This window comes from Variovorax sp. V15 (assembly GCF_041154425.1).
GTDB classification, from domain to species: domain Bacteria; phylum Pseudomonadota; class Gammaproteobacteria; order Burkholderiales; family Burkholderiaceae_C; genus Variovorax; species Variovorax guangxiensis.
This window is the reverse complement of sequence record NZ_AP028659.1, coordinates 5989051-6003855: the sequence shown is the minus strand read 5'-3', so window position 1 is coordinate 6003855 and position 14805 is coordinate 5989051. Positions and strand designations below refer to the sequence as shown.

Sequence of the window (14805 nt, the reverse complement as noted above, 5' to 3'; positions counted from 1 at the left end):
AAAACCGTGCTATATTTCGAGGTTCGCCGGAGAGGTGGCCGAGTGGTTAATGGCAGCAGACTGTAAATCTGCCCTCTTACGAGTACGCTGGTTCGAATCCAGCCCTCTCCACCAGCGATGAATTTGGTTTCTAAGAGCGTTTGGATTTCGCGCTTTGGGTGCCTCGAGTGCTCCTGATGCGGGAGTAGTTCAATGGTAGAACCCCAGCCTTCCAAGCTGATGACGCGGGTTCGATTCCCGTCTCCCGCTCCAGAGACCCGGTTCGGCGCCGGAAGCGAATGGTTAGATAAAGCCCTTTTGGCTCAGTGGTAGAGCACTCCCTTGGTAAGGGAGAGGTCGCGGGTCCGATTCCCGCAAAGGGCACCAGTTTTTGGGGGTTGCAAAAGCTGCATTGCAACCCATCTGCATACGTTGGAAACGTTTTTTTCGGAGTCGAAAAATGGCAAAAGGTAAATTCACCCGCACCAAGCCGCACGTGAACGTGGGCACGATCGGTCATGTCGACCATGGCAAGACCACGCTGACGGCTGCGATCGCAACGGTGCTGTCGTCGAAGTTCGGCGGCGAAGCCAAGGCCTACGACCAGATCGACGCTGCGCCTGAAGAAAAGGCACGCGGCATCACGATCAACACCGCGCACGTCGAGTACGAAACGGCCAACCGCCACTACGCACACGTCGACTGCCCCGGCCACGCCGACTACGTGAAGAACATGATCACCGGCGCCGCCCAGATGGACGGCGCGATCCTGGTGTGCTCGGCCGCCGACGGCCCGATGCCCCAGACCCGTGAACACATCCTGCTGGCTCGCCAGGTGGGCGTGGGCTACATCATCGTGTTCCTGAACAAGTGCGACATGGTCGACGACAAGGAGCTGCTCGAGCTGGTCGAGATGGAAGTCCGCGAACTCCTCGACAAGTACGAATTCCCCGGCGACGACACCCCCATCATCCACGGCTCGGCCAAGCTGGCCCTGGAAGGCGACAAGGGCGAGCTCGGCGAAGGCTCGATCATGAAGCTGGCCGAAGCCCTGGACACGTACATCCCGACGCCCGAGCGCGCCGTGGACGGCACGTTCCTGATGCCCGTGGAAGACGTGTTCTCGATCTCGGGTCGCGGCACGGTGGTGACCGGCGCCGTCGAGCGCGGCGTGATCAAGGTCGGTGAAGAAATCGAAATCGTGGGCATCCGCCCGACGGTCAAGACCACCTGCACCGGCGTGGAAATGTTCCGCAAGCTGCTGGACCAGGGCCAGGCTGGCGACAACGTCGGCGTGCTGCTGCGCGGCACGAAGCGCGAAGAAGTCGAGCGCGGCCAGGTGCTGTGCAAGCCCGGCTCGATCAAGCCGCACACGCATTTCACCGCCGAGGTGTACGTTCTGTCGAAGGATGAAGGCGGCCGTCACACGCCGTTCTTCAACAACTACCGTCCGCAGTTCTACTTCCGCACGACGGACGTGACCGGCGCGATCGAGCTGCCCAAGGACAAGGAAATGGTCATGCCCGGCGACAACGTCAGCATCACCGTGAAGCTGATCGCTCCGATCGCCATGGAAGAAGGCCTGCGCTTCGCCATCCGCGAAGGCGGCCGCACCGTGGGTTCGGGCGTCGTGGCGAAGATCCTCGACCTGTAATACGGCGGGCGCGAAGAGTACCGGAGGGGTATAGCTCAATTGGCAGAGCGTCGGTCTCCAAAACCGAAGGTTGTAGGTTCGATTCCTACTGCCCCTGCCACTTAAGGTGGCACTCCGAAAAGCCCGTCGCGTCCCGACGGGCTTCGGCGTCTCAAGAGACGCATTGAATTGAAGGCCTCAGGGTCACAGGAAATCAGCCGAACATGGCCACTTCTCAAATCGAAACGGTGAGCACCGGCGCCGACAAGGCCAAACTGGCTGCGGCGGTGGTGCTGGCAGTGGGCGCCATCGTGGCGTTCTATCTGCTGGCGCGCCAGGGCTCGCTGGTGCAATGGGCTGCGCTGCTGGTCGGTCTGGCGGCGGCTGTGGTTGTTTTCGGTAGTTCGGAGAATGGCCGCCAGCTTTGGGCGTTCGGCCGCGATTCGTGGCGCGAAGTCAGGAAGGTCGTCTGGCCGACCCGCAAGGAGGCGATGCAGATGACGGCCTACGTGTTCGCCTTCGTGGCGATCATGTCCGTCTTTCTCTGGCTGACCGACAAGACGCTCGAGTGGGTATTTTTCGACCTCATTCTGGGCTGGAGAAAGTAGATGACTGACGACGCAGTTGAAACCACGCCGGGCGCGCCGGAGGAAGAAGGCACGTCCGTGCTGGCTCCTGCCGCCAACCCTGATCTGCGTTGGTACGTGGTGCATGCCTATTCGGGCATGGAAAAAGCCGTCGAGCGCAACATCACCGAGCGCATCAACCGCGCCGGCATGCAGGACAAGTTCGGCCGCATCCTGGTCCCGACCGAAGAAGTGGTCGAGATCAAGAATGGCCAGAAGCGCACCACCGAGCGTCGCTTCTTCCCGGGCTACGTTCTGGTCGAAATGATCATGGACGACGAGAGCTGGCACCTGGTGAAGCACACCAACAAGGTGACGGGTTTCGTGGGCGGCGCCAAGAACCGGCCGGCCCCGATCTCGCAGAAAGAGGTCGAAGACATCGTCAGCCAGATGCAGCAGGGCACGGAGAAGCCGCGCCACAAGATCGAATTCACCGTCGGCGAATTCGTGCGCGTCAAGGAAGGCCCGTTCACCGACTTCAACGGCACCGTCGAGGAAGTCAACTACGAGAAGAGCAAGGTCAGCGTGTCGGTCATGATCTTCGGCCGCGCGACGCCTGTGGAACTCGAATTCGGCCAGGTCGAGAAGACCTGAGCCCCGGACCGCGAGGTCCGAACCATTCCCGGCTGCGCGTTGTCCGACTCGGCGCGCGGCCTTGATCGAAGAGTCGTTTAACCCCGGGGAGCCTCGGCCGCAAGCCGAAGCGATATCACCCGCAAGGAGCAAAAAGCATGGCGAAGAAAATCGTCGGCTTCATCAAGCTGCAAGTGCCAGCTGGTAAGGCCAACCCGTCCCCGCCGATCGGTCCTGCACTCGGTCAGCGCGGTCTGAACATCATGGAATTCTGCAAGGCGTTCAACGCCCAGACGCAGAGCTACGAGCCGGGTCTGGCGCTGCCGGTGGTCATCACCGCTTTCGCCGACAAGAGCTTCACCTTCATCATCAAGTCGCCGCCCGCTGGCGTGCTGATCAAGAAGGCGATCAAGCTCGAGAAGGGTTCCGCACGTCCGCACACCGACAAGGTCGGCAAGATCACGCGCGCGCAGCTCGAAGAGATCGCAAAGACCAAGATGAAGGACCTGACCGCCGCCGACATGGACGCCGCGGTTCGCACCATCGCCGGTACGGCCCGTTCGATGGGCGTGAATGTGGAGGGCGTGTAAATGGCCAAGATCACCAAGAAGCAGAAGTCGCTCGAAGGCAAGGTCGACAGCACCAAGCTGTACCCGCTGGCTGACGCGATCACCATCGTCAAGGAAGCCGCCACCGCCAAGTTCGACGAATCGATCGACGTGGCCGTGCAGCTCGGCATCGACGCCAAGAAGTCGGACCAGGTCGTGCGTGGCGCCGTCGTGCTGCCCAACGGCACCGGCAAGACCAAGCGCGTCGCCGTGTTCGCCCAAGGCGCCAAGGCAGAAGAAGCCAAGGCCGCCGGCGCCGACATCGTCGGCATGGACGACCTGGCTGCCATGGTCAAGGCTGGCGACATGCCCTTCGACGTCGTGATCGCCGCACCGGACGCCATGCGCGTCGTCGGTACGCTCGGTCAGGTGCTGGGTCCGCGCGGCCTGATGCCGAACCCGAAGGTCGGCACCGTGACCCCGGACGTCGCCACGGCCGTGAAGAACGCCAAGGCCGGCCAGGTCCAGTTCCGCGTCGACAAGGCCGGTATCGTGCACGGCACGATCGGTCGCCGCTCGTTCGACAACGACAAGCTGCAGGGCAACCTCGCTGCGCTGATCGAAGCTCTGGTCAAGGCCAAGCCCGCGACCAGCAAGGGCGTGTACCTGCGCAAGGTGGCTGTGTCGTCGACCATGGGTCTGGGTGTCCGCGTGGACACGCAAACCATCTCGGCGAGCTAAAGAGATTTGCTCCACCTCGCAAGGGTGGGGCGGATGTGGTGGGTCGTGGCGGCTTCGGTTGCCGCGGGCCATCCAAGACCGCTGGTGTGCAGGGTGCTGCACTTAAACGCCGGACCTTCCCGTCCGGTATCCAGCGCAGATGGCGACCCCACTGCAAGGAATCGAGAAAGTTGATTTTTTGTTCCTGACAGTTGGTCGCTGCATGAAGCGCGATCCAGGCCCCTGCCGAAGATCGCATTTAAAGGAGTAGACCTTGAGTCTGAATCGCAGTGAGAAAGAAGCGGTCATCAACGATGTGACCAGCCTCGCCGCAAAAGCTCAAACGCTCGTGATGGCGGAATACCGTGGCATCACGGTTGCCGATATGACCAAACTGCGCAACGAAGCGCGCAGCAAGGGTGTGAGCCTGAGTGTTCTGAAGAACACGCTGGCCCGCCGTGCTGTCGCCGGTAGCGCGTTCGAGGTCGTCGGCGACCAGATGACCGGTCCGCTGATCTATGGCTTCTCCGAAGACGCTGTGGCCGCCGCCAAGGTGGTGGCCGATTTCGCGAAGACCAACGACAAGCTGGTCATTCGCGGTGGCGCATTCGGTGGCAAGGCCCTGGACGTCGAAGGCGTGAAGCAACTGGCCAACATCCCTTCGAAGGAAGTGCTGCTGGCTCAACTGCTGGGCTTGATGCAATCCCCGATCTCTCGTACCGCCCGCGTTCTCGCGGCGCTGGCCGAGAAGCGTGGTGGTGGCGAAGCTGCACCCGCCGATGCCCCGGCAGAAGCACAGGCTGCTTGAGCAGCTTGCGTTTGAAACATTCAACCCAATTGTTAGGAAACAAAAATGGCATTCGATAAAGACGCATTTCTGACCGCGCTCGACAGCATGACGGTCCTGGAACTCAACGACCTGGTCAAGGCCATCGAAGAGAAGTTCGGCGTGAGCGCCGCTGCAATGGCCGCTCCGGCTGCTGGTGGTGGCGGTGCCGCTGCTGCTGCAGTCGAAGAGAAGACCGAGTTCAACGTCATGCTGATGGATGCTGGCGCGAACAAGGTTTCGGCGATCAAGGCAGTGCGCGAAATCACCGGCCTGGGCCTCAAGGAAGCCAAGGACCTGGTGGAAGCCGCTCCCAAGGCTGTCAAGGAAGGCCTGTCGAAGGCTGACGCTGAAGCCGCCAAGAAGAAGCTGGAAGAAGCCGGCGCCAAGGTGGAACTGAAGTAATTCAGACCCCCTGGAGGGCTGGAGGTGCCTGAAAAGGCCCTCCAGCCTTTGCCGCTTTCAGAGCGCACTCAAAAGCCGGCTCGTTGCCGGCTTTCCCGGAGGCCCAAAGGGCTCCGGAAAAGCCAAAACGAGGCGGGATTTTTGAGTGTCTTCTGACCCCGACTGCAGAAGACCCCTTGGTTCGGGCGATGTGCAACGCATCGCTGTCCGCCAACGGCTGGTAGTGGCCAGCCGCCAAGCAGTGGTGCCCAGGCACTGCTGACAAGTCGCTGAAGATCTCAAGCACCGGAGCTCTCATGGCCCAATCGTCCGCGTACAGTTACACCGAACGCAAGCGCATCCGAAAAAGTTTCGGCAATCGCGACAGCGTCGTCGAAATCCCCTACCTGCTGCAGATGCAGAAAGACGCATACACCGCGTTCCTGCAAGCCGGCATCCCCCCGAAACAACGTACCGTCGAAGGCCTGCAGGCCGCGTTCGACGCTGCCTTCCCGATCGTCTCGCACAACGGTTTCGTCGAGATGAAGTTCCTCGAGTACAACCTGGCGAAGCCGGCGTTCGACGTGCGCGAATGCCAGACCCGCGGCCTGACCTTCGCGTCGGCCGTGCGCGCCAAGGTGCAGCTCATCATCTATGACCGCGAGTCGTCGACCTCGCAGTCGAAGGTGGTCAAGGAAGTGAAGGAACAAGAGGTCTATATGGGCGAAGTGCCGCTCATGACGGACAAGGGTTCGTTCATCATCAACGGTACCGAGCGCGTGATCGTGTCGCAGCTGCACCGTTCGCCGGGCGTGTTCTTCGAGCACGACAAGGGCAAGACGCACAGCTCGGGCAAGCTGCTGTTCTCCGCCCGCGTGATCCCCTACCGCGGTTCGTGGCTCGACTTCGAGTTCGACCCGAAGGACATGCTGTACTTCCGCGTCGACCGTCGCCGCAAGATGCCGGTGACGATCCTGCTGAAGGCCATCGGCCTGAACCCGGAATCGATCCTCGCGAACTTCTTCGTGAACGACAACTTCCGCCTGATGGACAGCGGCGCGCAGATGGAGTTCGTCTCCGAGCGCCTGCGCGGCGAAGTCGCGCGCTTCGACATCACCGACAAGTCGGGCAAGGTCGTGGTCGCCAAGGACAAGCGCGTCACCGCGCGCCATACGCGTGAGCTCGAGCAGGGCGGCACCACGCACATCAGCGTGCCGGAAGACTTCCTGATCGGCCGCGTGATCGCCCGCAACATCGTCGATGCCGATTCCGGCGAGATTCTGGCCAAGGCCAACGACGAGCTGACCGAGTCGCTGCTGAAGAAGCTGCGCACGGCCGGCGTGCAGGACGTGCAGGTCATCTACACGAACGAACTCGACCAGGGCGCGTACATCTCGCAGACCCTGCGCATCGACGAAACCGTGGACGAGTTCGCCGCCCGCGTGGCCATCTACCGCATGATGCGCCCCGGCGAGCCGCCGACGGAAGACGCCGTGCAGGCCCTGTTCCAGCGCCTGTTCTACAACCCGGACACGTACGACCTGTCGCGCGTCGGCCGCATGAAGTTCAACGCCAAGGTCGGCCGCGACGAGTCGACCGGCCCGATGGTGCTGACCAACGAGGACATCCTGGCCGTGGTCAAGATCCTCGTGGACCTGCGCAACGGCAACGGCGAAGTCGACGACATCGACCACCTGGGCAACCGTCGCGTGCGCTGCGTGGGCGAACTGGCCGAGAACCAGTACCGCACCGGCCTGGCCCGCATCGAGAAGGCCGTGAAGGAGCGTCTGGGCCAGGCGGAGCAAGAGCCGCTGATGCCGCACGACCTGATCAACAGCAAGCCGATCTCGGCCGCCCTGAAGGAGTTCTTCGGCGCCTCGCAGCTGTCGCAGTTCATGGACCAGACGAACCCGCTGTCCGAGATCACCCACAAGCGCCGCGTGTCGGCCCTTGGCCCGGGTGGTCTGACGCGCGAACGTGCCGGCTTCGAAGTGCGCGACGTGCACGTGACCCACTACGGCCGCGTGTGCCCGATCGAAACGCCTGAAGGCCCGAACATCGGCCTGATCAACTCGCTGGCCCTGTACGCCCGCCTGAACGAATACGGCTTCATCGAGACGCCGTACCGTCGCGTGGTCGACGGCAAGGTCACCAACGAGATCGACTACCTGTCGGCCATCGAGGAAGGCAAGTACGTCATCGCCCAGGCCAACGCGGCCCTGGACAAGGACGGCAAGCTGACCGGCGACCTGGTCTCCGCCCGCGAAGCCGGCGAATCGATCCTGGTCGGCGCGGAGCGCATCCAGTACATGGACGTGTCGCCCGCGCAGATCGTGTCGGTGGCCGCATCGCTCGTGCCGTTCCTCGAGCACGACGACGCGAACCGCGCGCTGATGGGCGCCAACATGCAGCGCCAGGCCGTGCCGGTGCTGCGTCCGGAGAAGCCGATGGTCGGTACCGGTATCGAGCGCGTCTCCGCGGTCGACTCGGGCACCGTGGTCACGGCCACCCGCGGCGGTATCGTCGACTATGTCGACGCGACCCGTGTCGTGGTGCGCGTGAACGACGCCGAAGCGGCTGCCGGTGAAGTCGGTGTGGACATCTACAACCTGATCAAGTATCAGCGTTCGAACCAGAACACCAACATCCACCAGCGCCCCATCGTCAAGCGCGGCGACAAGATCGCCAAGGGCGACGTGGTGGCCGACGGCGCATCGACCGACCTCGGCGAACTGGCTCTCGGCCAGAACATGCTGATCGCGTTCATGCCCTGGAACGGCTACAACTTCGAAGACTCGATCCTGATCTCGGAACGCGTCGTCGCCGAAGACCGCTACACCTCGATCCACATCGAGGAACTGGTGGTGATGGCCCGCGACACGAAGCTGGGCGCCGAAGAAATCACGCGCGACATCCCGAACCTGGCCGAGCAGCAGCTCAACCGCCTCGACGAGTCCGGCATCATCTATGTCGGCGCCGAAGTGCAGCCGGGCGACACGCTGGTGGGCAAGGTCACGCCGAAGGGCGAGACCACGCTGACGCCTGAAGAGAAGCTGCTTCGCGCCATCTTCGGCGAGAAGGCTTCCGACGTGAAGGACACCTCGCTGCGCGTGGACCAGGGCTCGCAGGGCACCGTGATCGACGTGCAGGTGTTCACCCGCGAAGGCATCCAGCGCGACAAGCGCGCCCAGCAGATCATCGACGACGAACTCAAGCGCTTCCGCCTCGACCTGAACGACCAGCTTCGCATCGTCGAAGCCGACGCGTTCGACCGTATCGAGAAGCTGCTGACCGGCAAGGTCGCCAACGGCGGCCCGAACAAGCTGGCCAAGGGCACCAAGCTCGACAAGGCCTACCTGTCGTCGGTCGAGAAGTTCCACTGGTTCGACATCCGCCCGGCGGAAGACGAAGTGGCGACGCAGCTCGAGTCGATCAAGAACTCGCTGGAGCAGACGCGCCACAGCTTCGACCTCGCGTTCGAAGAAAAGCGCAAGAAGCTCACGCAGGGCGACGAGCTGCCCGCTGGCGTGCTCAAGATGGTCAAGGTCTACCTGGCCGTCAAGCGCCGCCTGCAGCCCGGCGACAAGATGGCCGGCCGCCACGGCAACAAGGGTGTGGTGTCGAAGATCGTTCCGGTCGAGGACATGCCCCACATGGCCGACGGCACGCCGTGCGACATCTGCCTGAACCCGCTGGGCGTGCCCTCGCGGATGAACGTGGGCCAGGTTCTCGAAGTGCACCTGGGCTGGGCCGGCAAGGGCGTGGGCCAGCGCATCGGCGACCTGCTGCAGCAGGAGGCCAAGGTGGCCGAGCTGCGCAAGTTCATGGAGCAGCTGTACAACGGCTCGGGCCGTCAGGAGAACATCGCCTCGCTGAGCGACACCGAACTGCTCGAGATGGCCGGCAACCTGCAGAACGGCGCGACCTTCGCGACGCCGGTGTTCGACGGTGCCTCGGAAGAGGAAATCCGCGGCATGCTGAAGCTGGCCTATCCGGACGACATCGCCAAGGCCAAGGGCCTGACCGAGAGCCGCACGCAGGCCTACCTGTTCGACGGCCGCACCGGCGACCAGTTCGAGCGTCCCGTCACCGTCGGCTACATGCACTTCCTGAAGCTGCATCACCTGGTGGACGACAAGATGCACGCCCGCTCGACCGGCCCGTACTCGCTGGTCACGCAGCAGCCCCTGGGCGGCAAGGCGCAGTTCGGCGGCCAGCGTTTCGGGGAAATGGAAGTGTGGGCGCTCGAAGCCTACGGCGCTTCCTACGTCCTGCAGGAAATGCTGACCGTGAAGTCCGACGACGTGCAAGGCCGTACCAAGGTGTACGAGAGCATCGTCAAGGGCGAGCACTCGATCGAAGCCGGCATGCCGGAGTCGTTCAACGTGCTGGTCAAGGAAATCCGTTCGCTGGGTCTCGACATCGAGCTCGAGCGTTCCTAATTTGAAAAGGGAAAGAGTCTTATGAAATCGCTACTCGACCTGTTCAAGCAATTCACGCCCGATGAGCATTTCGATGCCATCAAGATCGGCATGGCTTCGCCCGAGAAGATCCGTTCGTGGTCCTTCGGCGAGGTGAAGAAGCCCGAGACGATCAACTACCGCACGTTCAAGCCCGAGCGCGACGGCCTCTTCTGCGCGAAGATCTTCGGCCCCATCAAGGACTACGAGTGCCTGTGCGGCAAGTACAAGCGCCTGAAGCACCGCGGCGTGATCTGCGAGAAGTGCGGCGTCGAAGTCACGCAGACCAAGGTGCGCCGCGAGCGCATGGGTCACATCGACCTGGCCGCGCCCTGCGCCCACATCTGGTTCCTGAAGTCGCTGCCGTCGCGCCTGGGCCTCGTGCTCGACATGACGTTGCGCGACATCGAGCGCGTGCTGTACTTCGAAGCCTACGTGATCACCGACCCCGGCATGACCCCGCTGAAGAAGTTCGGCATCATGTCCGAGGACGACTACGACGCGAAGCGCAAGGAATACGGTGACGAGTTCGTCGCCAAGATGGGCGCCGAAGGCATCAAGGACCTGCTGGAAGGCATCGAACTCGACAGCGAGATCGAACGCCTGCGCGGCGACCTGACCGGCTCCGAAGTCAAGGTCAAGAAGAACTCCAAGCGCCTGAAGGTGCTGGAAGCCTTCCGCAAGTCGGGCATCAAGCCCGAGTGGATGGTGCTCGACGTGCTGCCCGTGCTGCCGCCGGACCTGCGTCCGCTGGTGCCGCTGGACGGCGGCCGCTTCGCGACCTCCGACCTGAACGACCTGTACCGCCGCGTCATCAACCGCAACTCGCGCCTGCGCCGCCTGCTGGAGCTGAAGGCTCCGGAAATCATCGCGCGCAACGAGAAGCGGATGCTGCAGGAAGCCGTCGACTCGCTGCTGGACAACGGCCGCCGCGGCAAGGCCATGACGGGCGCCAACAAGCGCGCGCTGAAGTCGCTGGCCGACATGATCAAGGGCAAGAGCGGCCGCTTCCGCCAGAACCTGCTGGGCAAGCGCGTCGACTACTCGGGCCGTTCGGTCATCGTGGTGGGCCCGACGCTCAAGCTGCACCAGTGCGGCCTGCCGAAGCTGATGGCGCTCGAGCTGTTCAAGCCCTTCATCTTCTCGCGCCTCGAAGCCATGGGCATCGCGACCACGATCAAGGCTGCCAAGAAGGAAGTCGAATCGGGCACGCCGGTGGTCTGGGACATCCTGGAAGAGGTCATCAAGGAGCACCCGGTCATGCTGAACCGCGCTCCGACGCTGCACCGCCTGGGCATCCAGGCCTTCGAGCCGATCCTGATCGAAGGCAAGGCGATCCAGTTGCACCCGCTCGTCTGCGCGGCTTTCAACGCCGACTTCGACGGCGACCAGATGGCCGTCCACGTGCCGCTGTCGGTGGAAGCGCAGATGGAAGCCCGCACGCTGATGCTGGCGTCCAACAACGTGCTGTTCCCGGCTTCGGGCGAACCGTCGATCGTTCCCTCGCAGGACGTGGTGCTGGGCCTGTACTACACGACCCGCGACCGCATCAACGGCAAGGGCGAAGGCCTGGTCTTCTCCGACATCGGCGAAGTCCAGCGCGCGCTCGACGCCAACGAAGTCGAACTCACCGCCAAGGTGGCGGTGCGCATCACGGAGTACACAAAGAACAAGGAAACCGGCGAATTCGTGCCGTCGACCTCGCTCGTGGACACCACCGTGGGCCGCGCGCTGCTGTCCGAGATCCTGCCGAAGGGCCTGCCGTTCTCGAACATCAACAAGGCGCTGAAGAAGAAGGAAATCTCCAAGCTCATCAACGTCTCGTTCCGCAAGTGCGGCCTGAAGGAAACCGTCGTCTTCGCAGACAAGCTGCTGCAGAACGGCTTCCGCCTGGCAACCAAGGCCGGCATCTCGATCGCCATCGACGACATGCTGGTGCCTTCGGAGAAGCACGGCATCATCGAGCGCTCGGCCAAGGAAGTGAAGGAGATCGAGCAGCAGTACGTCTCCGGTCTCGTGACCTCCGGCGAGCGCTACAACAAGGTGGTGGACATCTGGGGCAAGGCCGGCGACGAAGTGTCGAAGGTGATGATGGCCAAGCTGTCGAAGCAGAAGGTCATCGACCGCAACGGCAAGGAAGTCGAGCAGGAGTCCTTCAACTCGATCTACATGATGGCCGACTCGGGCGCCCGCGGTTCCGCGGCCCAGATCCGCCAGGTGGCCGGCATGCGCGGCCTGATGGCCAAGCCTGACGGCTCGATCATCGAGACGCCCATTACCGCGAACTTCCGCGAAGGCCTGAACGTGCTGGAGTACTTCATCTCCACCCACGGTGCCCGTAAGGGTCTGGCCGACACGGCGCTGAAGACGGCGAACTCGGGCTACCTGACCCGTCGTCTGGTCGACGTGACGCAGGACCTGGTCGTGACCGAGCAGGACTGCGGCACGCACGGCGGCTACCTGATGCGCGCCATCGTCGAAGGCGGTGAAGTCATCGAATCGCTGCGCGACCGTATCCTCGGCCGTACCGCTGCCGACGACGTGCTGCACCCGGAAAACCGCGCCGTGCTGCTGAAGGCCGGCGAGATGTTCGACGAGGACACCATCGAGTCGCTGGAAGCGCAAGGCGTCGACGAGGTCAAGGTGCGCACCGCGCTGACCTGCGAGACCCGCTTCGGCATCTGCTCGACCTGCTACGGCCGCGACCTGGGCCGCGGCGGCCTGATCAACATCGGCGAAGCCGTCGGTGTGATCGCCGCCCAGTCCATCGGCGAACCCGGCACGCAGCTGACGATGCGTACCTTCCACATCGGTGGTGCCGCTTCGCGCGCCGCCATCGCCTCGAGCGTGGAAGCCAAGTCGAACGGCTCGATCGGCTTCAACGCCACGATGCGCTACGTGACCAACAGCAAGGGCGAGCTGGTCGTGATCTCGCGTTCGGGTGAAATCATCATCCACGACGAGCACGGCCGCGAGCGCGAGCGCCACAAGGTGCCGTACGGCGCGACCCTGACGGTCAAGGCCGACCAGCAGATCAAGGCTGGCCACGTCCTGGCCAACTGGGACCCGCTGACCCGCCCGATCATCACGGAATTCGCCGGCAAGACGCAGTTCGAGAACGTCGAGGAAGGCCTCACGGTCGCCAAGCAGGTGGACGAAGTGACCGGTCTTTCGACCCTGGTCGTGATCGACCCGAAGCGCCGCGGCGCCGCCAAGGTCGTGCGTCCGCAGGTGAAGCTCATCGACGCCTCCGGCGCCGAAGTGAAGATCCCGGGCACCGACCACTCGGTGACGATCGGCTTCCCGATCGGCGCGCTGGTGCAGGTGCGTGACGGCCAGGACGTGGGCCCCGGCGAAGTGCTGGCGCGTATTCCGGTCGAAGGCCAGAAGACCCGCGACATCACCGGCGGTCTGCCGCGCGTTGCCGAGCTGTTCGAAGCCCGTTCGCCGAAGGACAAGGGCATGCTGGCCGAAATGACCGGCACCGTGTCGTTCGGCAAGGAAACGAAGGGCAAGATCCGCCTGCAGATCACCGATCCGGAAGGCACGGTCTGGGAAGACCTCGTGCCGAAGGAAAAGAACATCCTGGTGCACGAAGGCCAGGTGGTGAACAAGGGCGAATCGGTGGTCGACGGCCCGGCGGACCCGCAGGACATCCTGCGCCTGCTGGGTTCGGAAGAACTGGCGCGCTACATCGTGGACGAAGTGCAGGACGTGTACCGCCTGCAGGGCGTGAAGATCAACGACAAGCACATCGAGGTGATCGTTCGCCAGATGCTGCGCCGCGTCGTGGTCGACAACCCGGGCGACACCAGCTACATCGCCGGCGAACAGATCGAACGCAGCGAGATGCTCAACACCAACGACGCCCTGCGCGCCGAAGGCAAGATCCCCGCGACGTTCACCAACCTGCTGCTGGGTATCACGAAGGCATCGCTGTCGACCGACTCGTTCATCTCGGCCGCTTCGTTCCAGGAAACGACGCGCGTGCTGACCGAAGCCGCGATCATGGGCAAGCGCGACGAGCTGCGCGGCCTGAAGGAAAACGTCATCGTCGGCCGCCTGATCCCCGCGGGCACCGGCATGGCGTACCACCAGGCACGCAAGGTCAAGGACGCCATGGACGAGGCCGAGCGCCGCGCCATCGCCGAATCGGAAGCGGCCGAACTGGCCGGTTCCGGTGAAGCCGATGCTGCCGCCAGCACGGCGGACGCCAGCGAAGGCGCTGCGACCGAATAACTGGTTAGCATCACCGGCCATGACCGGTACACCACGCCCCCCGACCGGCCCCGGTCGGGGGGCGTTTTCATTTGTTCCCTGTGATTGATTGCTTGATGAGGCCTTGTCGTCGATGAGCGTATTGCCCGAATCGCTGGCCGGCTGGATCGCGGTCGCGGTCCTGCTCTTCTGGTTTGTCGGCGCCTACAACCGGCTGGTACGCCTTCGCGCGGCCGTGCTGCAGGCCTATGGCCAGCTCGATGCGGCGCTGGGCAAGCAGCTCGACTTCGTGCAGGCCAGCATCGCGGCCGGCCCGCAGACCGAGGCGGCGCCGACCGGCGAATCGCTGTCGTCCATCGCGCCGCTGCAGGCCGCAACGGCGCAGCTCGCGACCCTGCTGGGCGCAACCCGGCTGCGCCCGCTCGACGTCGGCGGCATGGCGGCGCTGGCGACCGCGCTGCAGGTCTGGATCGGCGCCTGGCAGCGGCAGCATCCCGACCAGGTGACCGTGTTCGACGCCGATGGCACGTTGTCGCGGCCCGCACAGCTGCTGCCCGGCGCGACAAGCATGGTGCCCGGCACGGCGGAGCCCATCGGCTGGCCCGAACCCTCCGCCGCGGCGGAGATCGCGCGCAGCCAGTTCAACCAGGCGGTGGCGCAATACAACGCCGCCATCGCCCAGTTTCCGGCCTTGCTGGTGGCATGGGCCGTGCGTCTGCGTCCGGCGGCACCGCTGCTTTGAGCGGCGCCGGCCTGTGATCCGGGCCGCCACGGCCGCAGTGGTATTTCCTGTCGCTCTCTTTCCATGTACGAAGTCCGGCTTTTGGCCGGCCCGTTA

Annotated in this window: 10 protein-coding genes and 4 tRNA genes; all 14 read left to right on the top strand. The window is 63.7% G+C overall.

What is annotated here, in order from left to right; translation table 11 throughout:
* Positions 1 to 28: 28 nt before the first annotated feature.
* The 14 genes from ACAM57_RS28495 (at position 29) to ACAM57_RS28430 (ending at position 14709) form a co-directional block, all read left to right on the top strand.
* Positions 29 to 114: transfer RNA gene (locus ACAM57_RS28495), tRNA-Tyr, on the top strand.
* A 64-nt stretch (positions 115 to 178) separates the two neighbouring features.
* Positions 179 to 252 (top strand) — tRNA-Gly (locus ACAM57_RS28490).
* A 39-nt stretch (positions 253 to 291) separates the two neighbouring features.
* Positions 292 to 366 (top strand) — tRNA-Thr (locus tag ACAM57_RS28485).
* Positions 367 to 439: 73 nt separating this feature from the next.
* On the top strand, positions 440 to 1633 hold the full coding sequence (gene tuf / locus ACAM57_RS28480) for an elongation factor Tu (protein ID WP_093210122.1): 1194 nt from the start codon (positions 440 to 442) through the stop codon (positions 1631 to 1633).
* Positions 1634 to 1657: 24 nt separating this feature from the next.
* Positions 1658 to 1733 (top strand) — tRNA-Trp (locus tag ACAM57_RS28475).
* A 103-nt stretch (positions 1734 to 1836) separates the two neighbouring features.
* On the top strand, positions 1837 to 2220 hold the full coding sequence (secE, locus tag ACAM57_RS28470; RefSeq protein WP_126021694.1) for a preprotein translocase subunit SecE: 384 nt from the start codon (positions 1837 to 1839) through the stop codon (positions 2218 to 2220).
* Entirely contained in the window at positions 2221 to 2832 is a 612-nt protein-coding gene (gene nusG / locus ACAM57_RS28465; RefSeq protein WP_126021693.1) for a transcription termination/antitermination protein NusG, read from the top strand.
* Between the two features lie 137 nt (positions 2833 to 2969).
* Positions 2970 to 3401: a 50S ribosomal protein L11 gene (gene rplK, locus ACAM57_RS28460; protein WP_093206996.1), complete on the top strand. Its 432-nt coding sequence runs from the start codon at positions 2970 to 2972 to the stop codon at positions 3399 to 3401.
* Positions 3402 to 4100: a 50S ribosomal protein L1 gene (rplA, locus tag ACAM57_RS28455; RefSeq protein ID WP_126021692.1), complete on the top strand. Its 699-nt coding sequence runs from the start codon at positions 3402 to 3404 to the stop codon at positions 4098 to 4100.
* Positions 4101 to 4353: 253 nt separating this feature from the next.
* Positions 4354 to 4887 (top strand): 50S ribosomal protein L10, encoded by a 534-nt coding sequence (rplJ, locus tag ACAM57_RS28450; protein WP_126021691.1) that lies wholly within the window; start codon positions 4354 to 4356, stop codon positions 4885 to 4887.
* A gap of 45 nt (positions 4888 to 4932) precedes the next feature.
* Entirely contained in the window at positions 4933 to 5310 is a 378-nt protein-coding gene (gene rplL, locus ACAM57_RS28445) for a 50S ribosomal protein L7/L12 (protein WP_369659766.1), read from the top strand.
* A 296-nt stretch (positions 5311 to 5606) separates the two neighbouring features.
* On the top strand, positions 5607 to 9731 hold the full coding sequence (rpoB, locus tag ACAM57_RS28440; protein WP_126021689.1) for a DNA-directed RNA polymerase subunit beta: 4125 nt from the start codon (positions 5607 to 5609) through the stop codon (positions 9729 to 9731).
* 21 nt (positions 9732 to 9752) lie between these two features.
* A complete protein-coding gene (gene rpoC, locus ACAM57_RS28435; RefSeq protein ID WP_184642748.1) occupies positions 9753 to 13988 on the top strand; it encodes a DNA-directed RNA polymerase subunit beta' in 4236 nt (1411 codons plus the stop codon).
* Between the two features lie 112 nt (positions 13989 to 14100).
* Positions 14101 to 14709, top strand: a complete 609-nt coding sequence (locus ACAM57_RS28430) for a lema family protein (RefSeq protein WP_184642749.1) — start codon at positions 14101 to 14103, stop codon at positions 14707 to 14709.
* Positions 14710 to 14805 lie beyond the last annotated feature (96 nt).